A 21,648-nucleotide genomic window follows, 5' to 3' on the forward strand; every position below is an offset into this window, starting at 1 on the left:
CATCAAATGAAGGTTAATTTATGGACGAAAAACAGTTACAGGCTCTGGCTAACGAACTGGCCAAAAACCTCAAAACCCCTGAAGACCTCAGTCAGTTTGATCGGCTGCTGAAAAAGCTCAGCGTTGAAGCCGCTCTCAATGCAGAGATGACACACCATCCTGGGTATGAGAAAAATCAGTCCAGACCAGGAGCTAACTCCCGCAACGGTTTTTCCACAAAGACCGTTATCACAGGCGACGGTCCACTGGAACTGCGTACTCCGCGCGATCGTGACGGTACCTTCGAACCACAACTGGTAAAGAAAAATCAGACCCGTATTACCGGGATGGATAACCAGATCCTCTCGTTGTATGCCAAAGGGATGACCACCCGTGAGATAGCTGCTGCGTTCAAAGAACTGTATGACGCAGATGTTTCACCGGCACTGATATCAAAGGTTACCGATGCCGTGATGGAGCAGGTTGTAGAATGGCAAAACCGACCACTGGATGCTGTTTACCCCATTGTTTATCTTGACTGTATCGTCCTGAAAGTTCGGCAGGACAGTCGCGTCATCAACAAATCGGTGTTCCTGGCACTGGGCATCAATATCGAAGGTCAGAAAGAACTGCTGGGTATGTGGCTGGCCGAAAATGAAGGGGCGAAGTTCTGGCTCAATGTGCTGACTGAACTGAAAAACCGCGGTCTGAACGATATCCTCATCGCCTGTGTGGATGGCCTGAAAGGCTTCCCGGATGCCATCAACACAGTATATCCGAAGGCCCGCATCCAGTTATGCATCGTGCATATGGTGCGCAACAGCCTGCGCTTCGTGTCATGGAAGGACTACAAAGCCGTCACTCGCGACCTGAAAGCGATTTATCAGGCTCCCACGGAAGAGGCAGGCCAGCAGGCACTGGAAGCGTTCGCTGCGGCCTGGGACTGTCGCTATCCTCAGATAAGCCGAAGCTGGCAGGCTAACTGGCCGAATCTTGCCACGTTCTTCGCTTATCCAACGGACATCCGCAAAGTGATCTATACGACGAATGCCATCGAGTCGCTAAACAGCGTGATCCGCCATGCGCTCAAAAAGCGTAAAGTGTTCCCGACAGACGACTCGGTGAAAAAAGTGGTGTGGCTGGCAATCCAGTCTGCGTCCCAGAAATGGACGATGCCGTTGAAGGACTGGCGAATGGCAATGAGCCGCTTTATTATCGAGTTCGGTGACCGCCTGGACGGTCACTTCTGAGAAAAGGCATTTACACAGAATCTTAAACAGGCTCTCAAAAATACCATTGATTATTATTAATGCTATTGCGCGGTCGGTTTCAGTAGAGTCTGCCCCTGCGTTTTATGTTCCGCCAGATACTGATGCTGGAATATGCACATGCGAATGGCATTGCGATATTGACCGTTAATAAAGAATTCATGCATCAGTTCACCTTCGACCGTAAAACCGAGCTTACGGTAAATATGAATCGCTTTTTCATTCTCTTTATCGACGATCAGATAAAGTTTATAGAGATTAAGAACAGTGAAGCCATAATCCATCGCTAATGTCGCGGCGCGGGTTGCCAGACCTTTACCCTGGTATTCCGGGGAGATGATTATCTGAAATTCAGCGCGGCGATGGACGTGGTTAATTTCCACCAGCTCTACCAGACCGGCTTTTTCGCCATCACATTCCACGACGAAACGGCGTTCACTCTGATCGTGAATATGTTTATCGTACAGATCAGAGAGTTCAACGAAGGCTTCGTAGGGTTCCTCAAACCAGTAACGCATTACGCTGGCGTTATTGTCGAGTTGATGCACATAGCGTAAATCTTCACGCTCCAGCGGACGTAGCTTAACACTGTGGGCGCTTGTCATAACGTGTCCTTACATTCCTTATATCAATAACAGGTTAGGGGATGATTACGCGGCCAGTACGACGGTCCAGACAGCGTAAAGTATTCGGCTCCCAGTAGGCATTAATGTTGGCACTCTGCTCACATTTATCGCGGTTATCGAATGCGGCGTCAGCTTTATCCCATTCTTTCTCGGTGCGTTTGTTGACTTTCTGACGCAGATTACGCGTGTCATTCCATTGCTCTTTTTCCATCGCCGCCTGCTGGCGACTCTGTGCGCTGTCGCCAGATTCAATCACCAGTTTGTTAGTTTCTGCATGAGTAGTTGCGCTAAATGCCAGTGCGCAAGGCAGCAGAAAAGCGAGCAGGCTGAGTTTTTTGCAGAGAGTGATATTCATGATTCATTCCTTGTATGAATGATTAAAGGCGATTTTACACGATCCACTGTGAACACGAAACGTAACAGAAGGATGTATATGTTGATGATATTATGTCGCCCTATAAATATACATGATGTCAATAAGTGACAAAGATGATTAAAACAACATTACTGTTTTTTGTTACTGCCCTGTGTGAAATCATGGGTTGCTTTTTACCCTGGTTATGGCTGAAACGAAATGCCAGCGTCTGGCTGTTGGTTCCGGCGGGGATTTCCCTGGCGCTGTTTGTCTGGCTGTTAACGTTACATCCCGCAGCAAGTGGGCGAGTTTATGCGGCTTATGGTGGCGTTTATGTCTGTACGGCGTTGATTTGGCTGCGTGTGGTGGATGGGGTGAAGCTCAGTCTCTACGACTGGACAGGCGCGATAATTGCGCTTTGCGGTATGTTGATTATTGTTGCTGGCTGGGGACGTGCCTGATTTTTCTGGTCTATAAGATATTTTATTATCAATGACATACGCGTTTTCAGGGCACTGAAAAACAATAAGCTTTGACTATTTTTAGAACTATTCATGGCGCAAATATGCGCTTTTTTTTGTGATCGTTCTGGCTTTTTTTGATCTTCATACTTGTATGGTAGTAGCTCAGTTGCGTAGATTTCATGCATCACGATAAGCGATGCAAGGAATAGAACATGAAGATTGTAGGGGCTGAAGTTTTTGTTACCTGTCCGGGGCGTAATTTCGTCACCTTAAAAATCACCACCGAGGACGGTATTACCGGTCTTGGTGATGCCACTCTCAACGGACGCGAGCTTTCCGTTGCGTCCTATTTGCAGGATCACCTGTGTCCGCAACTTATAGGCCGCGATGCCCACCGTATCGAAGATATCTGGCAGTTTTTCTATAAAGGTGCTTACTGGCGTCGCGGCCCGGTGACTATGTCGGCCATTTCAGCCGTTGATATGGCGCTATGGGACATTAAAGCCAAAGCTGCCAACATGCCGCTTTACCAGTTACTCGGCGGCGCGTCTCGCGAAGGGGTGATGGTCTATTGCCATACCACCGGTCACAGTATTGATGAGGCACTGGATGATTATGCCCGTCATCAGGAACTGGGATTCAAGGCCATCCGCGTGCAGTGCGGTATTCCTGGCATGAAAACGACTTACGGTATGTCCAAAGGAAAAGGGCAGGCCTATGAACCTGCGACCAAAGGGCAGTGGCCAGAAGAGCAGTTGTGGTCAACGGAAAAATATCTCGACTTCATGCCAAAACTGTTCGACGCGGTACGTAACAAGTTTGGTTTTGATGAACATTTGCTGCATGACATGCATCATCGCTTAACGCCTATTGAAGCGGCGCGCTTTGGTAAAAGCATTGAAGATTTTCGCATGTTCTGGATGGAAGATCCGACCCCCGCAGAAAACCAGGAGTGTTTCCGTCTGATTCGCCAACATACCGTCACGCCAATTGCGGTGGGTGAAGTCTTCAATAGCATTTGGGACTGTAAACAGCTCATTGAAGAGCAACTTATCGACTATATCCGTACCACGCTGACCCATGCAGGCGGCATTACCGGTATGCGTCGGATTGCGGATTTTGCTTCGCTTTATCAGGTGCGCACATGCTCACACGGCCCTTCCGATTTGTCACCAGTCTGCATGGCTGCGGCTTTGCACTTTGACCTGTGGGTGCCGAATTTTGGCGTACAAGAATACATGGGCTACTCAGAACAAATGCTCGAAGTGTTCCCGCACAACTGGAGCTTCGATAACGGCTATATGCATCCGGGTGACAAGCCAGGTATTGGCATCGAGTTCGATGAAAAGCTGGCGGCGAAATATCCCTACGAACCTGCTTATCTGCCAGTCGCACGTCTGGAAGATGGCACGTTATGGAACTGGTAAGGAGTAAAATAATGAAAAGCATCTTAATTGAAAAACCGAATCAACTGGCGATTATCGAACGGGAAATACCTACCCCATCAGCGGGTGAAGTGCGAGTAAAAGTGAAACTCGCCGGGATTTGTGGATCGGATAGTCATATTTATCGCGGTCATAATCCATTTGCGAAATATCCGCGCGTCATTGGGCACGAGTTTTTTGGCGTGATTGATGCCGTAGGTGAAGGCGTAGTGAACACCAGAGTTGGCGAACGTGTTGCGGTAGATCCGGTAGTCAGTTGCGGACATTGTTATCCGTGTTCAATTGGTAAGCCGAACGTCTGCACAACGCTAGCAGTATTAGGTGTTCACACCGACGGCGGTTTTAGCGAATATGCGGTAGTTCCGGCAAAAAACGCGTGGAAAATTCCCGATGCAGTGGCTGATAAATTCGCGGTAATGATCGAACCCTTTACCATTGCGGCGAACGTTACCGGACACGGTCAACCGACTGAAGATGACACCGTGCTGGTTTATGGCGCAGGTCCAATTGGTCTGACTATTGTTCAGGTATTAAAGGGGGTCTATAACGTTAAAAATGTGATTGTTGCCGATCGCATTGATGAACGACTGGACAAAGCGAAAGAGAGCGGAGCAGATTGGGCGATTAATAACAGCCAGACACCGCTTGGCGAAATATTCGCTGAAAAGGGTATTAAACCAACATTAATTATTGATGCCGCTTGTCATCCATCAATTCTGAAAGAAGCGGTTATGCTGGCATCTCCTGCGGCACGAATTGTGTTAATGGGATTCTCCAGTGAGCCGTCTGAAGTTATTCAACAGGGAATTACCGGCAAGGAACTCTCTATTTTTTCTTCTCGGTTAAATGCCAATAAATTTCCGGTGGTTATCGACTGGCTAAGCAAAGGTTTAATTAACCCTGATAAATTAATTATTCATACCTTTGATTATCAACATGTCGCTGATGCTATTTCATTATTTGAAAATGATCAAAAGCATTGCTGCAAAGTTTTACTCACTTTTTCTGAATAATATCAATAACAGCGGATAAGCAGTACGCATCTTACCTCTTATTTAGAGATAATAATTATGACAATAGAAAAACATGAAAGAAGCACTAAGGATTTAGTGAAGGCAGCGGTATCAGGATGGTTAGGTACGGCACTTGAATTTATGGATTTCAAGAGCCATGCGTGTTAACTATTTGATAAATATTAAATTAATTTTTCATTGCTTCGTTATGGGGCATGGTTGGGGCAAACTCGCTTAACTGTGTATTTAACAAAGCTACCTGTGCATTATTGTTTTCAGACATCCATTTTCCGTATACCTGAAATACCATTTGCGCATCTGCATGGCCCATCTGGTTTGCTATAAATGCCGGGTTAGCACCAGCTGTCAGCGACCAGCAGGCATAAGTATGTCTCGACTGATATGATTTTCGATGGCGGAGTCCGGCACGTTTTATCGCTGCGTCCCACATCTGCCTTATTGAGTCAACGGTAAAATGGTCACCATAATTTTTTACTCTCGCTGACACTTCAGGTTGAAAAACAAAGGTGCATTTATGTTTTTCTGTTCTGCCATACTCTCTGAGGTGAACATCAATGATATGCTCTTTGCTCAGTCTCGTTAATGTCATCTGACTCCGGAGAGCGTCGATTGCTGGCTTAATAAGATGAATGACCCGATTGGTTCCCGCCTGTGTTTTTGGTACCGTGAAACGGTCTTTTGCTAAATTTCTCCTGATCATCATTGTTCCATTTTTCAGATCTATGTCCTCCCATCCAAGTGCACACAGCTCACCAGGGCGAACGCCAGTATAAACAGAAACACACCATAAATTTTTGGCTTGCTGATTTCTGCACGCATCGATAAGACGGATGAATTCCTCCCGCGAAAGAGGATCCGGAATGGTTCTTGATTCCTTTAATGGCGAGATCCCCTTAAACGGGTTATCTGCCAGGTAACCGTTATCAACACCAAACTGGAACACGGCGTTAAGATTTGTCATGTAATTATTTACAGTTACAGCCGATCTCCCTGGTTGTGTAACAATATAGTTACTTTTGGGGATCTGGTATCCAGTCAGTAGCTCTTTACGAACCTCCAGTAATTTTTCTTTATTAATCGATGAGGCAAGATTTTTTTCACCGATTATGCTCAGGATATTTTTGATGACGGCACGGTATGTGTTGAGTGATGTTTTTGCGACTTCAGTTTCTTTCAGTGCCAGAAATTTTTCAGCCAGTTCTTTTATGGTTAAATCTTGTCGGGTCTCACCAAATTTTTCCAGATTGCGTGAGGAGGGAAACTGTTTTGCATAGTCGAAAACACCAGTTTTTATTGCGTAACAAACAGAGGCGCGTAGCTCACCTGCAACGCGCCTGTTTTTTGCTGTGTCAGGAACCCCCAGGTTTTCCCTGACTCTTACGCCTTTATAAACAAACCAGATACGTAATTTCCCTCCATGGTTTTCCACGCCTGTCGGATATTTCATTTCAACTTCTCTCATTAGTTAGTGTGGCTTTTAGTCAAGTAAGATGACGTCTTGGTCTTGCTGATGCCTGGCGCTCAATCCAGCGATCAATTTCTTCCAGGTTGTAAAAGCATGGACTGTTATCCCATGGCATACCGTCATGAGCGACATGCTTATATTCCCTTCCTTCCATAAACGATTTTTCCCGGGCCTTTTTTAACGTACCTTTTTTTATTCCTTTCAGCGCAATTAACTGCTCTTCGGATACCCATTTGCCGGGAGAGACAATCATGATTACTTCGCTCATCGATTTCTTTATCTCTTACATCAGACGAGCGCCGGTTGCAGAATACCAGTCACAACCGGCGACAGTTGAACATTAAGAATCAGCCTGACTCGGGATCAGTTTTTGCCAGATAACTGAAACGTATTTTGCCTGGTAACGGGCGTCATCAAGTGCATTATGGCGCTCACCTTCGAATGGAATAGCCGTTCTGGCATCGAAGTCTATGGCTTTCCCCAGCTCAACGATTGTGCGTACATCGCGATCGTTGTAGTAACGCCACGGGCAGGGGATCCCCTGCCGTTCGTATGAACGGCGCAAAATCGTGTTGTCGAAGTTGGCTCCATTTCCCCAGACCTGAACAAAAAATTCACCGGAGTTTTCGTCGATAAATTCCCGCAATTGTAACAGTGCATCATCTAACGGGATTTCATCGGTCATAATGGCAGATTGCGCTTCGCGTGATTGCTTAAGCCACCATTTAATGGTGTCCCGATCAATGACTCCGCCAGCAGTTTCCAGATCGATAGTCTTACTAAATTCGGGTCCCATATCTCCGGTTTGCGGATCGAAAAATATTGCACCTATTGAGATGATCGGGGCATCAGGATTTTTTCCCATGGTTTCAAGGTCGATCATTAGATGGTCACACGTCCTGCTGGTGGATGTGATTTCGTGATGACCGTTCACCTTAATTGAGTGATCTGCCGTCTCGCCAGTTTCATTATCGCTATTGTGATGCTGATTGCCGCCAGTGTTCTCCTTGTGTGGATGTTCAGCGCCTTCCATTTCCTCCGGATCATCTTCCTGAACTTCAACCTGATACTCTTCATCGAATGTTTCTTGGTATGTTGCGTCGCCCATCACCGCGCCACAATCAGGGCAGTTGCCGCCGCCGGTCTGACCGCAGGCGGTGCAGACTTTTTCCACTTCCTGTTGCGCCACTGGTTCAGGCTGTTTCGTTTCTGGCTCGTTTTGTAACGCATTTGGGCTGTTTTGTTCCGCTTTTTGGTAGTTCCGTTCCGATTCATGCTGGTTCTGGTTCACAGAATCGCGGGTCTGGATCCCCTTAACCCATTTCGGATCATTCGGGTCACTAATCCCTTCAACAAATTCACCACGTGATGCAGCAAGCAACTTATCGGCGTCAGGCTGGCTGATATTGGCTGCCTGCATAATTTTGTTTACTTCGTCAGCGGTAACTTTTATCGGCTCTGGTTGTTCTGAATCTTCAGCGGTATCTACATTTTGCGGTAAGCCCGTGTATGTGCCATTTTTTCGGGCAAAATATTCTTCTTTTGTGATTTCAGTGGCGCCAGCAGCCAGTGCCTTATCCAGACCAGAAAGTTTGTTTGCGCGACCGTATTTTTCTCCGTCCTTATCTGCGAAGAGGAAATAGAACGGCCCCTCACGCTCTACAGATGGTTCAGCTTCCGGCGCGGTTTCATTTTTTGGGATATCAGATACCTCAGTTTCCACTGCATCAGTTTGTGTTTCTGATGACTGGAGAACATCAACAGTGCCTAGGTCTGTTTCTTCATTCTCAAACACGCCCTTTGTCGTCAGGTATTCGCAGATATATTTGTTCAGTGCTACGGGATCTTTGTGAATGTCGATCGGACGCTCACGGACAAGGCCAAAAATAGTTTGGCGGTCGTAGCGAAGGGCATCAGGCTGTTTGCGCATTGATGCCGAGATACGCTTCCAGTCTTCGCGGTCGTTGTCGATAACTTCTTTTTTTGCCCAGCGATGGATGCTGCCGTCAATGTTTCCGGCATCCACATCACCAGGCCAGAGAGCGTAGGCCAGTTCGTCATCCAGTGTTTTCCATGTCTGCTTGTATTCGCGATGAATGGCAGCAATGACCGGGCTGATTTTTCCTGTTGAATTTTCAGTGTACTGTTGATTGGCTCTGGCGCGGGCGAGATCAACAACAGACGTGTATTTTCCGGTTTCCTTGCGTTCACCTTCGCGACGTTTTTTCCAGATGCGCATCTCTGCCTGAATTTCGGGCCATTTAGCACCAGGAATACATTTATGCTTAACCCACCCAATGGCGTGCAACTTAAGCTCCGGATACATGGCGTTAACTTCTGGCATTTTCATCAACGCTTCAACGATATGTCCGTCGAATGTTGCCATGTCTTCCTGCAACAATTCCTGTGCGCTAATAACCATATCAACGGTGATGTTTTCACATGTGTCGAACTTAACCATGACAGCGTTCTGTACTTCAGGGGCCAGCTTGTCAAAAGTGACGTTCATCGGATCGGATTCAGTCTCAACCGGGACAAAAGAAGCAGACTCCTCATCCCAGCGGTTTTCCTGCATATATTCAGCATCCCATGAATCGAGGGCAGGGCGGGGTATGCCAGGTTTATCCTCGCAGACAATAAATTTATAAGCGCAGTCCTGAGCAGCCGGATAATGTTCCAGGAACTGCCAGTGAAATTTTGCTCGAGCACGGCGTTCGTCGCCAGCTTCAATGGCTGTGGCTACAGCCACAGCGCCTTCTTCCCTTGTTGCCAGTTCGTCAGGAATAGCGGCGCAAATAAAGACTTTACTCATTTTGTTTTAACCTCATGACAGATTTAAGGATGAACAAATCCCTGCCATTGCTGGCATATAAGAATGAAACCGGATATTTATTACGGAACTGTTTTAAAGACCTGCCGGGATTTCGATATTATCCAGGTGAATAACTTTATCGACCGGGTAACAGTTACCGGGAATTTTCTGTTCGGTTGCTGCAGTCATACACTCCTGCATTGTCCTGTGAACACTGACTGCAATATCAACTGGCTCTCCGGAAACAAGAAAAACTGTCAGAACAAGCGCAAATGCTGAATTCATTGTGCACATCCTTTTGGCATCAGACGTAAACGAGCCAGCATTGAAACAATGCATATTTTATTTAATAGCTCCCGTTCTTGTTTTCTCTTGTTAATGGCATCTTCAGTAAATACAGGGTTACTGATAGTGACACCAATTTCAAAACAACCTTCAGACGTATTAACGTTTGGTAATAACGTTTTCATTATCGCGTCCTCAACAATGAATTTTGTGATGCAGTGCCTGGTGCCTCCAGGTGACGTTAACCAGTTAACAATTAACGCCGGATACAGAGAATCCACCCATAACACTGTTTTTGGTTTTAACTGTTCCGCGTGCGCTTAGCCGCATTCACCGCATCACAAAATTCACTTTAAAAACGGCGGCAGAGCAGTCACGGAGTAAAACTGATACCGCCAAACGTCACCAGAAAATTGATAACAGAGGGCGTTGCAGCGGGGTTGTCACTTAAGCGTATGGTCAACCTGACAACTCGGTGTCCTCAACGGGGAAGGAATAACCCCGCCATACTTACCGCCGCGCCATTTCGCGGGTTGCCACAACCGGAAGCGCACGGTCGAATTAAATTTAACGACACCGTACAGTGAGACGAACTTCGCCGTGCGCTTTCGTGTTGTGTGCCTGCTTTTAACCACGTCAGGCGAGGTGGTATCCTTCTTATCCCGAATAACCAAGAAGGAAATCTATATGACTAAAGAAGAATTTGTCTCTTATATTTTTGATAAAACGGTTGAAATGTATGCCGCTACTTACGGGTCCTGTAATCCTCTGAATAAACCAGAGGGGAAAGATGATTTCGACAAAATTTACCGCTTCTTGGAGGACCGCTATATCAAAAGGTTAGAGGACGCAGGGATCAAATCCCCAGTGAAGTCACCATTGTCCTGAGAACTTGCAGGACGTCATGATCGTAACTTCCATCCAAACCGCGACGGCAAATTGCTTCTCGTATTACCGGAAGCAGTTCGCTGGAAATCTCGGTGATATTTCACCTGATAATACGCCTGGCTCAAGTGAGAATATTGGTGAACTTACGCTCTTGGTCTCGACAGTTTCAGAGTCAGTGCCAACATTATAAAGCTCAACGAAAGCGGTCTTGATTTTCCGGGCCAGATCTTTTGCTGGCTCGCTTGCAATATCTTTCCCGATTTCTCGCAGCACAGAATGCAATGTATGAGCTGCTGTTTTCTGTACATCAGACGGTAAATCTTTAAATTCCATCGTCAGCCTCATCAGTCAGTGTTTCTGGCTAACCAGCAACGCGCGCCAGATTCGGTTTTAAACGTTTTGCTTTTGGTATATGTCATCGCGGTGAACGTACCGTCCTGGTTGGGGAACACGCCACATACCAGAGATTCGCTGTTGCCAAGATCGATAGTATCCATGCTGACCTCATTTCCCCTTAACGCCGGGGTAGCGGAACTGTTTGCTGAGAACACCGTGCGGTGTGTTGATGCAAACAAGATTAGCTATGACTAACATATTGGTCAAGTGATTTTGTATGTTATGACTAACATAATTAATGTAGTAAAAGATAACTCATTGATGATGTTATCTTTTATTTGTCCGCTGACGGGCTTTTAGTAATTCTTCAAAGAGTTTATTGAAGTTTTTTACTCGAGCTCGCATTTCGGCGAGCTGGGTATCCTGTTCTGATTCTGGCAGTGCATTAAACAGCTCAAGGAGCTCTAGTTCTTTGGGAGATAAGGCAACTGGCTTCTCAACAGGTGGTGTTGGTTGCTTGTCTTCATCGCCAAATAGAATCCATGTTGGTGAGCATTGCAATACTTTGCTGAGGGCAAAAAGGTTCTTCCCTGTAGGTTCACTATCATCCCGTTCCCATTGTGATACAGACACATGGGAGATTTTCAGGGCTTTAGCAAGAGACCTTTGGGTGTGTTTGAGGTTTTTCCGACGATACCTAATGCGTTCGCCGATAGTTAAATTTTTTGTATCCATAGTTAGCTAATGCTAAATCGTATTGACTATGTTTTTGTTAACATCTATTTTGTTAGTTATAACTAACAATCAAGGTGTTTTAAATGCTTAAAACTGACGCTCTTTTGTATTTCGGTTCAAAAACAAAACTTGCACAAGCAGCTGGTATTCGTTTGGCTTCGCTTTATAGCTGGAAAGGGGATTTAGTTCCCGAAGGTCGCGCGATGCGTCTACAGGAGGCATCTGGCGGGGAGCTTCAGTATGACCCCAAAGTTTATGACGAATATCGTAAGACGAAGCGGGCGGGGCGGTTGAACAATGAAAATCACTCCTGAACAGGCTCGTGAGGCTCTGGATGCCTGGATATGTCGACCAGGAATGACACAGGAGCAGGCGACGATATTAATCACTGAAGCATTCTGGGCTTTGAAAGAGCGCCCGAACATCGATGTTAAGCGTGTCACAGATGAAGGTGGCGCGGTTGATCAGCGAGCGCTTGGCGTTAATCGAGTGAAGATATTCGAACGCTGGAAGGCTATCGACACCAGGGATAAGCGTGAAAAGTTCATGGCGCTAGTGCCTGCAATTATGGAGGCTATCCGGATTAATGATTTCAGGTTATATCGTGAAATTAGTGACGGAAAAAGCATCACGTATATGATCGCCGGGTTAAACAAAGAATATGGCGATGTGGTGGAGTCCGGACTGCTTTTTGCTGATCCTGCCGTAGTGGATCGTGAAACTGACGAACTTATAGAAAAAGCAATTGCTTTCAAGCTTGCGTATCGACAGCAATACCAACAAAAAGCTGGATGGAATTATGAGTCTTCTTTTTGCTGAACGCCCACTGGTTATAAACACACAGCTTGCGATGAAGATTGGCTTAAACGAGGCCATTGTGTTGCAGCAGTTGCATTACTGGTTGAGAGATACTAATTCCGGTATGGAATGTGATGGTGTCCGCTGGATTTATAACACAACGGAACAATGGCTGGAACAGTTCCCATTCTGGTCAGAGTCAACGTTAAAGCGCGCGTTTGCAAGTCTGAAAACGCTGGGGCTTTTGCGTTGCGAAAAGCTCAATAAATCAAAGCGCGACATGACCAATTTCTACACGATCAACTATGGGTGCGAGCTTTTAGATGGTGGTAAATTGAGCGTATCCATCGGTTCAAAATGCGCTGCTCCATCAGGTCTAAATGATACGATGGAAGAGGTCAAAATGAAACGCTCCATTGGTTCAAAACGACCCAATGTCATCGGGTCAAAATGGCCTGATGATCTTACAGAGAATACAACAGAGATTACTACAGAGAATAAAAACACTTTTCGTCCGGAAGCTTCGCAACCGGACCCGCAGACGACTGAACAGGATTTTTTAACCCGGAACTCCGACGCGGTTGTGTTTAGTGCGAAAAAACGCCAGTGGGGTAGCAGGGAGGATTTGGCGTGTGCGCAGTGGATCTGGGGGCGGATCGTGGGTCTCTACGAACAGGCAGCCAGTGATGATGGCGAGATCATGCGACCAAAAGAGCCTAACTGGACTGCCTGGGCCAATGACGTGCGCACAATGCGGATGCTGGATGGCAGAAGCCACAGACAAATTTGCGAAATGTTTGGTCGGGTTCAGCGAGATCCATTCTGGGTAAAAAACATCATGAGCCCGTCAAAGCTCCGCGAAAAATGGGACGAACTGGTCATCCGCCTGGGACGTTCACCTGTACAGCGTTGTGTTAATCATATTTCTGAACCGGATACAGAAATTCCGCCTGGTTTCAGAGGATAAGTGTTGATTTCAGGTCATGAGGTAATTTTAAGGGGGACTTGTGGCAAAAGTTTTTACACAAGAAGAGCGGGAAAAAATTAAAGGGCAGGTGGTGGAACTCGTGCGCCAGAGCGGTCGTGAGACGTTACGGCAACTGGAAGCTAAAACAGGTGCGACTAGATATCTGATGAGCGTTCTTGCCAGAGAGCTGGTAGCCAGTGGCGATGTATACAACTCCGGCTACGGGTTATTCCCGTCTGAACAGGCGCGTAAGGACTGGCAAAACGCCCGCAAAAAACTCTCGAGGGCAAAGGTGAAGAAACCTGCTGTGGTTGATCCGGACCTTATCTGGTCATTACCTGACGGAGAAATACGCCGCTACGACAGTCGTCTAAACATAATCTGTCGCGAGTGCCGGAAGAGCGAAGTTATGCAGCGTGTTCTGACGTTTTATCAGGGGAATTATCGGGAGGTGATGCTGTGAGTACATCGGCTACCATTCTCGACATGTGCTGTGGCAGTCGCATGCTCTGGTTCGATAAGAATGACGAATGGTCGATATTTAGCGATATCAGGAAAGAGGAACATTCGCTATGTGATGGACGTCACCCGATTATTAATCCCGACATTATCGCTGATTTTCGTGCGCTGCCGTGGTTGTCTGCTTTGCATCAAAAGCAGACATTACCAGATTTAGACATCTGTTTCCGATAGCCCGTTCTGATGCTACACTTTTTGCTATTTTCATGAACCTCATAAACACATTTATGACTGTTGCTGATTTCAAACGCCCCAAATTGGAGCTCCCAAACGGGGCAAAAAAACTATTACTGCACTCTTGCTGTGCTCCATGTTCCGGTGAAGTGATGGAGGCGCTTCAGGCCTCGGGAATCGACTACACCATCTTTTTCTACAACCCGAACATTCATCCTCAGAAAGAGTATTTAATTCGTAAGGATGAGAATATTCGCTTTGCTAAACAACACGGCGTGCCATTTATTGATGCTGATTACGACACAGACAACTGGTTTGAGCGAGCCAAAGGAATGGAATGGGAGCCTGAACGAGGGATCCGTTGTACCATGTGTTTTGACATGCGTTTTGAGCGGACTGCACTGTATGCCGCTGAAAATGGTTTCAGTGTGATCAGTAGCTCACTGGGCATTTCACGCTGGAAAAATATGCAGCAGGTTAACGACTGTGGACGGCGAGCCGTCGCGCATTATCCGGGCATGGTGTACTGGGATTATAACTGGCGAAAACAGGGCGGCTCTTCCCGCATGATTGAAATCAGCAAGCGCGAACAATTCTATCAGCAGGAATATTGTGGCTGCGTGTATTCACTGCGCGATACCAATCTACACCGCAAATCTCAGGGACGCCCTCTAATCAAAATTGGTCAACTGCACTACGGTAAAGAAGGACAGGAATGATTTTATATTATGCCAACGGAGCGTAGCAGTGTTTCTATATATAGTACGCCTACCTTAATTTTCAAATAATCATGATTAATGAGCAGGTCATCAGTGCAAGCAATGACCTGCTCATCTTGTTGAAATTAGAGGAAATCTTGCAGCCATGATATGGCTTAAAATAACGTTTGATTATTTTACCTGCTGTTTGTCCCTGGTTTAAAGTCGGTTGTCTGATTTGATTACGCGCAACTGACGCTTACGTATTGAAGTAACGAGCACGAAGACACATATTTATCAGTGCCTGTATACGTCAAGAGCAGGAGATTTATGTGCTGGTTCTCAAATGCACGCTGGCTATTGTGGCTGTAATGGCAATTTATTGTCTTGTTATTGTTCTTATGGATCACCTTTCTGATTGATTTCATATTGGCGAGGTAACGGTAGTTAAGTAGAATGGCTGCGGGTGCTTGAGGCTATCTGCCTCGGGCATGAACACCAACGGCAGATAGAGAAAAGCCCCAGTTAACATTACGCGTCCTGCAAGACGCTTAACATTAATCTGAGGCCAATTTCATGCTAGACACATGTAGGTTAGCCTCTTACGTGCCGAAAGGCAAGGAGAAGCAGGCTATGAAGCAGCAAAAGGCGATGTTAATCGCCCTGATCGTCATCTGTTTAACCGTCATAGTGACGGCACTGGTAACGAGGAAAGACCTCTGCGAGGTACGAATCCGAACCGGCCAGACGGAGGTCGCTGTCTTCACAGCTTACGAACCTGAGGAGTAAGAGACCCGGCGAGGGAGAAATCCCTCGCCACCTCTGATGTGGCAGGCATCCTCAACGCACCCGCACTTAACCCGCTTCGGCGGGTTTTTGTTTTTATTTTCAACGCGTTTGAAGTTCTGGACGGTGCCGGAATAGAATCAAAAATACTTAAGTAGCGCGCAGGGATAAGAGGGATGGTCCCTTAAAGGGGAGAGCTAATTATCCGGAAGGATTCTGATGATGAACATCGAAGAACTGCGTAAAATTTTTTGTGAAGATGGCCTCTATGCTGTGTGCGTTGAAAATGGAAATCTTGTTAGTCATTACCGCATTATGTGTTTGCGAAAGAATGGGGCTGCGTTAATTAATTTTGTGGATGGTCGAGTGACAGACGGATTTATCTTGCGCGAAGGTGAGTTTGTCACTTCATTACAGGCACTGAAAGAGATCGGAATAAAAGCAGGCTTTTCGTAACCGGCTCATTTAAACCGTCTGGTCTGTTTCCTCCGGCTCTACAAAAATAATGTCCATCATTTTTAATGGACACTATCGTATGAAACACCGGACCTGGATCACTGAAGCTTTACGTCTTCACTTTGAAGAACATTTACCCCGGGTTGTGGCCGGGCGTCGCCTGGGTGTACCAAAATCAACAGTTTGTAGTATGTTCGTGCGCTTTCGGAGAGCTGGCCTTTCGTGGCCTTTGCCCGCAGGCATGTCGGAGCAGGAACTTGATGCCTGCCTTTACGGACAATTTTCCACGGTACCAGTCGTACGTCCTGAAAGCACCGTTATATCCGAAGCCCCCGTGGTAAAAAAACGTCCCCGGCGGCCCTAATGCCAGTCAGTTAAGCAACTGACTGGCTCTTTTTCGGGGCTGTGGGGTATTTCCAGGGCCTCTCCTTTACCACTCTCGGGAAGGCCCTTTCCCTTCTTGTCGGTAATTTCACAAGTTGTCCCATACTTGCAAGATCGCGCATCAGCTCCGGTATACGTCCCGGTGAAGCGCCCTGCAATGTCATCAGCATTCTCATCACCATTCCGCATGATTCTGAGAAACTCAGTTGATTCGGCCAGTAACCTTTCAGATGTTCTGCCATTTTAATCATCTGATATCTCACCAGATTATAAGCCAGTAAGACACCCCACAGCTCTTGCTCCACAAGCTCCGGCTTTTTACTTCTCAGCGTCAGCCTGCTCAGTTGCATCGTCTGTTTTATCTCCCTGTATCCCAGTTCGATTTCCCAGCGATGACTGTACAGATCCGCCATTTCTCCTCCGGGGAAGCGCATGGCGTCCGTCATCGACGTCAGCAGATGGCAGACTTTTCCTTTGCGCGTCACGGTCAGCAGGCGGGCTGTCACCTCATTTCCCAGCCCCGGCCACTTTTTTCGTGCCTGCGGGCTGGTTTTCAGCTTCACCAGATGATCGCCTTTACCCAGTTTTCTGATCTCTTCATATTGCGCTCCCTTTCTGAGAGGGATCATCCAGTGGCGGTGTTCTCCCGCCTGGCTCCAGGCATTTAACAGTCCCAGTGAGTAATAACCTTTATCCATTAACGTCAGGGTGTTATCGCCGGTTTGTTCTATAAGTTGCTCAGCAAGCTCATTTTCGCTGTTCTTCATCGTGCCGAAGGCTGCAGCCGTCAGCAGATGGCTGGTCAGTTCCATCTGGCAGACCATTTTGACCTGCGGGTAGAGCGCCGGGTTCCCGGCATGTGTCTGGCGGGGGAAGGCTGCATCGTTCTCTGGTGTATCCGGTGTGCGCCAGAACACACCATCGATGGCCAGCAGGGTCAGGCCGCACCAGTGCGGATGCGGCGTGGCGTTATGCCAGAGCTGCGCTGTTTTCGTGAACACGCGGCGGACAGCCTCACTTCCCAGACGCTGGCGGGCCTGAATAACGGCACTGGGGGCAACGAAGGGGCGATTGCCCGGCAGCATGATGTCCAGGCGATTCACAATCTGGTGAAGAGGTTCTTTACGCTCAAGCGCCATGCCAACAATACACCAGACCATCATTTCGAGGGGAAGACGGCGCTTGCGTAGCGTTACAGTACCTGATTCGGCAAGGCAACGAGAGATGAGTTCGGGGTCGAGGTAATCCCCCAGAGAAGTCAGTGGGTTACGCAGAGAATCGTAACGGGATACCAAATCAAGGGCCTGTCCAATGAGCATAAAAAAATCCGGAAACGAGTGAGCGTTTCCGGATTCTTACACAGCCACTGGATCGGTCAACTGATCCTTAACTGATCGGCATTACCCCGGCGGCCCAACTTCCCTTATGAGTTTAAAATCGCCTTAGTGGAGCAGTCACTGCAGCCCGGAGCCTGTGTGGCGCAGATCGCCCGGGAAAACGGAATCAACGATAACCTGCTCTTCAACTGGCGCCATCAATACCGGAAAGGTGGCCTGCTGCCTTCCGGAAAAAATATGCCGGCACTGCTTCCCGTGACGTTAACGCCGGAGCCGGATAATAAAATCCCGGCCCCCGCACAGGAACCAGAGCAGATAAATACACCGTCCGACAGTCTGTGTTGTGAGCTGGTTCTGCCGGCCGGAACTCTCAGGCTTAAAGGTAAACTGACGCCGGCGTTATTACAGACACTTATCCGCGAAATAAAAGGGAGCAGCCACTGATGATATCTCTCCCTGCCGGTTCGCGTATCTGGCTGGTTGCAGGTATCACCGATATGCGAAATGGCTTTAACGGCCTGGCATCAAAAGTTCAGAACGTCCTGAAGGATGACCCGTTCTCCGGACACCTGTTCATCTTCCGCGGACGCCGGGGTGACCAGATAAAAGTGTTGTGGGCTGACAGTGACGGACTGTGCCTCTTCACCAAACGCCTGGAGCGGGGCCGCTTCGTCTGGCCAGTCACCCGTGACGGCAAGGTGCACCTTACTCCGGCTCAGTTATCCATGCTTCCTGAAGGTATCAACTGGAAGCACCCGAAACGAACGGAACGCGCTGGAATCCGCATATAACCCGTTGTAAAGTGAGGATATGGACACCTCACTTGCTCATGAGAACGCCCGCCTGCGGGCACTGTTGCAGACGCAACAGGACACCATCCGCCAGATGGCTGAATACAACCGCCTGCTCTCACAGCGGGTGGCGGCTTATGCTTCCGAAATCAACCGGCTGAAGGCGCTGGTTGCGAAACTGCAACGTATGCAGTTCGGTAAAAGCTCAGAAAAACTTCGTGCAAAAACCGAACGGCAGATACAGGAAGCTCAGGAGCGAATCAGCGCACTTCAGGAAGAAATGGCGGAAACGCTGGGTGAGCAATATGACCCGGTACTGCCATCCGCCCTGCGCCAGTCTTCAGCCCGTAAACCGTTACCGGCCTCACTTCCCCGTGAAACCCGGGTTATCCGGCCGGAAGAGGAATGCTGTCCTGCCTGTGGTGGTGAACTCAGTTCTCTGGGATGTGATGTGTCAGAGCAACTGGAGCTTATCAGCAGCGCCTTTAAGGTTATCGAAACACAACGTCCGAAACTGGCCTGTTGCCGGTGCGACCATATCGTGCAGGCACCAGTACCTTCAAAACCCATTGCACGCAGTTATGCCGGAGCGGGGCTTCTGGCCCATGTTGTCACCGGGAAATATGCAGACCATCTGCCGTTATACCGCCAGTCAGAAATATACCGTCGTCAGGGAGTGGAGCTGAGCCGTGCCACACTGGGGCGCTGGACCGGTGCCGTTGCTGAACTGCTGGAGCCGCTGTATGACGTCCTGCGCCAGTATGTGCTGATGCCCGGTAAAGTCCATGCCGATGATATCCCCGTCCCGGTCCAGGAGCCGGGCAGCGGTAAAACCCGGACAGCCCGGCTGTGGGTCTACGTCCGTGATGACCGCAACGCCGGTTCACAGATGCCCCCGGCGGTCTGGTTCGCGTACAGTCCGGACCGGAAAGGTATCCATCCACAAAATCACCTGGCCGGTTACAGCGGTGTGCTTCAGGCCGATGCTTACGGTGGTTACCGGGCGTTATACGAATCCGGCAGAATAACGGAAGCCGCGTGTATGGCTCATGCCCGGAGAAAAATCCACGATGTGCATGCAAGAGCGCCCACCGACATCACCACGGAAGCCCTGCAGCGTATCGGTGAACTGTATGCTATCGAGGCAGAGGTCCGGGGCTGTTCAGCAGAACAGCGTCTGGCGGCAAGAAAAGCCAGAGCCGCGCCACTGATGCAGTCACTGTATGACTGGATACAGCAACAGATGAAAACACTGTCGCGTCACTCAGATACGGCAAAAGCGTTCGCATACCTGCTGAAACAGTGGGATGCACTGAACGTGTACTGCAGTAATGGCTGGGTGGAAATCGACAACAACATCGCAGAGAACGCCTTACGGGGAGTGGCCGTAGGCCGGAAAAACTGGATGTTCGCGGGTTCCGACAGCGGTGGTGAACATGCGGCGGTGTTGTACTCGCTGATCGGCACATGCCGTCTGAACAATGTGGAGCCAGAAAAGTGGCTGCGTTACGTCATTGAACATATCCAGGACTGGCCGGCAAACCGGGTACGCGATCTGTTGCCCTGGAAAGTTGATCTGAGCTCTCAGTAAATATCAATACGGTTCTGACGAGCCGCTTACGGCTTTTCAGCTTTTGCAGAAGAATAAACTCATCTACAATCTTGCGCGGGGCTGAACTCCCGCTGAGTAACACCGTGCCACCGGAGAAAACCGATGGCACGCAACGTAAAATATTACAATTCTGATAATTCGCCCGTTCTTGCCTGCACGCACGAGCGGTATTCTCACGCATTCAAGTCTGAATGGTTCCAGCACCCTCCATGCACTGAAGAGCAGGCTGAATGGATAATTCAGTGTTACCGCAGGCGCGGATACGAGGTTAAGAAAGCCCTTAGTCTCGACTACCGTCACTGGATAATCTCAGTCAGATTGCCTTACTCCGAACGCCCACCGCGTCCGTCCCGTACATTCCAGCAACGCATCTGGAGGTAACGTGCGGGTATTACTTCGACCTGTTCTGGTACCGGAACTCGGGCTGGTGGTCGTTAAGCCGGGCCGTGAATCCATGCCGGTATTCCACAATACCCGGGTACTGGTGGAGCCGGAACCGAAAAGCATGCGTAATCTGCCGTCCGGGGTCGTTCCTGCCGTTCGCCAGCCGCTGGTGGAAGACAAAACATTGCTGCCGTTTTTCAGTAACGCACGGGTAATTCGTGCTGCTGGTGGTGCTGGTGCATTGTCTGACTGGCTGTTGCGCCATATTAAATCCTGCCAGTGGCCACACGGCGATTATCATCACAGCGAAACCGTTATTCACCGTTATGGTACCGGCGCAATGGTGTTGTGCTGGCACTGCGACAACCAGCTGCGTGACCAGACATCCGAATCACTCGAGCAACTTGCTCATCAAAACCTGTCAGCATGGATGATTGACGTCATCGGTCACGCAATAAGCGGTACGCAGGAGCGTGAATTATCTCTGGCTGAATTATCCTGGTGGGCGGTCCGCAATCAGGTGGCGGACGCGCTACCGGAAGCGGTATTACGTCGCTCGCTGGGATTACCAGCGGAAAAAAACTGCTCGGTGTACCGCGAAAGCGACATCGTACCGGGAGAGCAGACCGCCACCAGCATATTGAAACAGCGCACAAAAAATCTTGCACCGTTGCCTCACGCCCACCAGCAACAAAACCCATCACAGGAAAAGACGGTGGTAAGCATCACCGTTGATCCAGAGTCTCCGGAATCTTTCATGAAGCTGCCTAAACGTCACCGTTGGGTTAAGGAGAAATACACACGCTGGGTTAAGACACAGCCGTGTGCTTGCTGCGGTATGCCAGCCGACGATCCGCATCATCTGATTGGTCACGGGCAGGGCGGAATGGGAACCAAAGCACATGATCTCTTTGTGTTGCCTTTGTGCAGAAAGCATCACGACGAGCTGCATGCGAATACCGTGGCATTTGAAGAGAAGTATGGCTCCCAGCTGGAGCTGATATTTCGTTTTATCGATCGTGCGCTGGCAATAGGCGTACTGGCGTAAGT

At 48.5% G+C, this 21,648-nt stretch carries 27 protein-coding genes and 3 pseudogenes; 19 read left to right on the top strand and 11 right to left on the bottom strand.

Going from position 1 to position 21,648, the window contains the following annotated elements; translation table 11 throughout:
- Positions 1 to 20 precede the first annotated feature (20 nt).
- Positions 21 to 1,229, top strand: a complete 1,209-nt coding sequence (locus C1192_RS04350; RefSeq protein WP_103194764.1) for an IS256-like element IS1414 family transposase — start codon at positions 21 to 23, stop codon at positions 1,227 to 1,229.
- 62 nt (positions 1,230 to 1,291) lie between these two features.
- On the opposite strand, the gene speG is transcribed toward C1192_RS04350, so the two are convergent.
- Together speG and C1192_RS04360 are read right to left on the bottom strand one after the other, a co-directional pair.
- Complete coding sequence (gene speG, locus C1192_RS04355) at positions 1,292 to 1,852, bottom strand: spermidine N1-acetyltransferase (RefSeq protein ID WP_000199502.1); 561 nt, start codon at positions 1,850 to 1,852, stop codon at positions 1,292 to 1,294.
- Positions 1,853 to 1,886: 34 nt separating this feature from the next.
- A complete protein-coding gene (locus C1192_RS04360) occupies positions 1,887 to 2,228 on the bottom strand; it encodes a DUF1283 family protein (RefSeq protein WP_001027860.1) in 342 nt (113 codons plus the stop codon).
- Between the two features lie 134 nt (positions 2,229 to 2,362).
- Between C1192_RS04360 and C1192_RS04365 the strand changes: the two genes are divergently transcribed.
- The 3 genes from C1192_RS04365 (at position 2,363) to C1192_RS04375 (ending at position 5,150) form a co-directional block, all read left to right on the top strand.
- Complete coding sequence (locus C1192_RS04365; RefSeq protein WP_001516354.1) at positions 2,363 to 2,689, top strand: YnfA family protein; 327 nt, start codon at positions 2,363 to 2,365, stop codon at positions 2,687 to 2,689.
- A 215-nt stretch (positions 2,690 to 2,904) separates the two neighbouring features.
- On the top strand, positions 2,905 to 4,119 hold the full coding sequence (gene rspA, locus C1192_RS04370) for a starvation-sensing protein RspA (RefSeq protein WP_038354787.1): 1,215 nt from the start codon (positions 2,905 to 2,907) through the stop codon (positions 4,117 to 4,119).
- A gap of 11 nt (positions 4,120 to 4,130) precedes the next feature.
- Positions 4,131 to 5,150, top strand: coding sequence for a Zn-dependent oxidoreductase (locus C1192_RS04375; RefSeq protein WP_038354786.1), 1,020 nt, complete (start codon positions 4,131 to 4,133; stop codon positions 5,148 to 5,150).
- Between the two features lie 187 nt (positions 5,151 to 5,337).
- Here the strand turns inward: C1192_RS04375 and C1192_RS04385 are convergent, their stop codons facing one another.
- The 5 genes from C1192_RS04385 to dicB all read right to left on the bottom strand — a co-directional run bounded on the left by C1192_RS04385 (position 5,338) and on the right by dicB (position 9,918).
- Positions 5,338 to 6,618 (bottom strand): tyrosine-type recombinase/integrase, encoded by a 1,281-nt coding sequence (locus tag C1192_RS04385; protein WP_000876986.1) that lies wholly within the window; start codon positions 6,616 to 6,618, stop codon positions 5,338 to 5,340.
- Positions 6,619 to 6,652: 34 nt separating this feature from the next.
- Positions 6,653 to 6,904: an excisionase family protein gene (locus C1192_RS04390; RefSeq protein WP_000005552.1), complete on the bottom strand. Its 252-nt coding sequence runs from the start codon at positions 6,902 to 6,904 to the stop codon at positions 6,653 to 6,655.
- A gap of 72 nt (positions 6,905 to 6,976) precedes the next feature.
- Positions 6,977 to 9,448 carry a 3'-5' exonuclease gene (locus C1192_RS04395; protein WP_038354785.1) on the bottom strand — a complete coding sequence of 824 codons (2,472 nt, stop codon included), beginning with the start codon at positions 9,446 to 9,448 and terminating at the stop codon, positions 6,977 to 6,979.
- Positions 9,449 to 9,541: 93 nt separating this feature from the next.
- Positions 9,542 to 9,733 carry a lysis protein YdfD gene (ydfD, locus tag C1192_RS04400; protein ID WP_038354784.1) on the bottom strand — a complete coding sequence of 64 codons (192 nt, stop codon included), beginning with the start codon at positions 9,731 to 9,733 and terminating at the stop codon, positions 9,542 to 9,544.
- Positions 9,730 to 9,918: a cell division inhibition protein DicB gene (gene dicB / locus C1192_RS04405; RefSeq protein ID WP_000854559.1), complete on the bottom strand. Its 189-nt coding sequence runs from the start codon at positions 9,916 to 9,918 to the stop codon at positions 9,730 to 9,732. Before dicB ends, ydfD begins: the two co-directional genes overlap by 4 nt.
- Positions 9,919 to 10,420: 502 nt before the next feature.
- Between dicB and C1192_RS04410 the strand changes: the two genes are divergently transcribed.
- Positions 10,421 to 10,621 carry a hypothetical protein gene (locus tag C1192_RS04410; RefSeq protein WP_000159335.1) on the top strand — a complete coding sequence of 67 codons (201 nt, stop codon included), beginning with the start codon at positions 10,421 to 10,423 and terminating at the stop codon, positions 10,619 to 10,621.
- A gap of 63 nt (positions 10,622 to 10,684) precedes the next feature.
- Here C1192_RS04410 and C1192_RS04415 read toward each other — a convergent pair whose 3' ends face one another.
- The 3 genes from C1192_RS04415 to dicA all read right to left on the bottom strand — a co-directional run bounded on the left by C1192_RS04415 (position 10,685) and on the right by dicA (position 11,692).
- A complete protein-coding gene (locus C1192_RS04415) occupies positions 10,685 to 10,954 on the bottom strand; it encodes a hypothetical protein (protein ID WP_241482947.1) in 270 nt (89 codons plus the stop codon).
- A gap of 11 nt (positions 10,955 to 10,965) precedes the next feature.
- Positions 10,966 to 11,118 carry a DUF1391 family protein gene (locus C1192_RS04420; RefSeq protein WP_000379591.1) on the bottom strand — a complete coding sequence of 51 codons (153 nt, stop codon included), beginning with the start codon at positions 11,116 to 11,118 and terminating at the stop codon, positions 10,966 to 10,968.
- A gap of 166 nt (positions 11,119 to 11,284) precedes the next feature.
- Complete coding sequence (gene dicA, locus C1192_RS04425) at positions 11,285 to 11,692, bottom strand: DNA-binding transcriptional dual regulator DicA (protein WP_038354783.1); 408 nt, start codon at positions 11,690 to 11,692, stop codon at positions 11,285 to 11,287.
- An 83-nt stretch (positions 11,693 to 11,775) separates the two neighbouring features.
- Here dicA and dicC point away from each other — a divergent pair, with 83 nt between their 5' ends.
- From dicC to C1192_RS04475, 9 genes and pseudogenes are all read left to right on the top strand, one after another.
- Positions 11,776 to 12,006: a dicB transcriptional regulator DicC gene (dicC, locus tag C1192_RS04430; protein WP_000920568.1), complete on the top strand. Its 231-nt coding sequence runs from the start codon at positions 11,776 to 11,778 to the stop codon at positions 12,004 to 12,006.
- Positions 11,990 to 12,511: a toxin YdaT family protein gene (locus C1192_RS04435; RefSeq protein ID WP_038354782.1), complete on the top strand. Its 522-nt coding sequence runs from the start codon at positions 11,990 to 11,992 to the stop codon at positions 12,509 to 12,511. Before dicC ends, C1192_RS04435 begins: the two co-directional genes overlap by 17 nt.
- Positions 12,492 to 13,457, top strand: a complete 966-nt coding sequence (locus C1192_RS04440) for a phage replication protein O (RefSeq protein WP_038354781.1) — start codon at positions 12,492 to 12,494, stop codon at positions 13,455 to 13,457. The genes C1192_RS04435 and C1192_RS04440 overlap by 20 nt, the downstream gene beginning before the upstream one ends.
- A gap of 40 nt (positions 13,458 to 13,497) precedes the next feature.
- Positions 13,498 to 13,920 carry a DUF977 family protein gene (locus C1192_RS04445; RefSeq protein ID WP_001151183.1) on the top strand — a complete coding sequence of 141 codons (423 nt, stop codon included), beginning with the start codon at positions 13,498 to 13,500 and terminating at the stop codon, positions 13,918 to 13,920.
- Positions 13,917 to 14,102 (top strand): annotated as a pseudogene (locus C1192_RS04450) (methyltransferase); the annotation flags it as partial. The gene C1192_RS04445 and the pseudogene C1192_RS04450, both read left to right, overlap by 4 nt.
- Before the next feature lie 101 nt (positions 14,103 to 14,203).
- Positions 14,204 to 14,869, top strand: a complete 666-nt coding sequence (locus C1192_RS04455; protein WP_001595803.1) for an epoxyqueuosine reductase QueH — start codon at positions 14,204 to 14,206, stop codon at positions 14,867 to 14,869.
- A 612-nt stretch (positions 14,870 to 15,481) separates the two neighbouring features.
- Complete coding sequence (gene hokD, locus C1192_RS04460) at positions 15,482 to 15,637, top strand: type I toxin-antitoxin system toxin HokD (RefSeq protein WP_000813254.1); 156 nt, start codon at positions 15,482 to 15,484, stop codon at positions 15,635 to 15,637.
- A 216-nt stretch (positions 15,638 to 15,853) separates the two neighbouring features.
- On the top strand, positions 15,854 to 16,090 hold the full coding sequence (gene rem, locus C1192_RS04465; protein WP_000980998.1) for a protein Rem: 237 nt from the start codon (positions 15,854 to 15,856) through the stop codon (positions 16,088 to 16,090).
- A 49-nt stretch (positions 16,091 to 16,139) separates the two neighbouring features.
- Positions 16,140 to 16,451, top strand: a pseudogene (locus C1192_RS04475) (IS66-like element accessory protein TnpA); the annotation flags it as partial.
- A gap of 13 nt (positions 16,452 to 16,464) precedes the next feature.
- Here the strand turns inward: C1192_RS04475 and C1192_RS04480 are convergent.
- On the bottom strand, positions 16,465 to 17,793 hold the full coding sequence (locus C1192_RS04480) for an IS4-like element IS4 family transposase (protein ID WP_103194771.1): 1,329 nt from the start codon (positions 17,791 to 17,793) through the stop codon (positions 16,465 to 16,467).
- A gap of 84 nt (positions 17,794 to 17,877) precedes the next feature.
- On the opposite strand from C1192_RS04480, the pseudogene tnpA reads away from it, so the two are divergent.
- The 5 genes and pseudogenes from tnpA to C1192_RS04510 all read left to right on the top strand — a co-directional run.
- Positions 17,878 to 18,255 (top strand): annotated as a pseudogene (gene tnpA / locus C1192_RS04485) (IS66-like element accessory protein TnpA); the annotation flags it as partial.
- Positions 18,255 to 18,602 (top strand): IS66 family insertion sequence element accessory protein TnpB, encoded by a 348-nt coding sequence (tnpB, locus tag C1192_RS04490; protein ID WP_069906977.1) that lies wholly within the window; start codon positions 18,255 to 18,257, stop codon positions 18,600 to 18,602. The pseudogene tnpA and the gene tnpB, both read left to right, overlap by 1 nt.
- 19 nt (positions 18,603 to 18,621) lie before the next feature.
- Positions 18,622 to 20,193 carry an IS66-like element ISCro1 family transposase gene (locus tag C1192_RS04495; RefSeq protein WP_001756948.1) on the top strand — a complete coding sequence of 524 codons (1,572 nt, stop codon included), beginning with the start codon at positions 18,622 to 18,624 and terminating at the stop codon, positions 20,191 to 20,193.
- Positions 20,194 to 20,316: 123 nt separating this feature from the next.
- Positions 20,317 to 20,595, top strand: coding sequence for a hypothetical protein (locus C1192_RS04505; RefSeq protein ID WP_023147795.1), 279 nt, complete (start codon positions 20,317 to 20,319; stop codon positions 20,593 to 20,595).
- A gap of 1 nt (position 20,596) precedes the next feature.
- Entirely contained in the window at positions 20,597 to 21,646 is a 1,050-nt protein-coding gene (locus C1192_RS04510; RefSeq protein ID WP_001265275.1) for a DUF968 domain-containing protein, read from the top strand.
- Positions 21,647 to 21,648 lie beyond the last annotated feature (2 nt).

The sequence above is a fragment of the Escherichia marmotae genome (assembly GCF_002900365.1).
Classification (GTDB): Bacteria; Pseudomonadota; Gammaproteobacteria; order Enterobacterales; family Enterobacteriaceae; genus Escherichia; species Escherichia marmotae.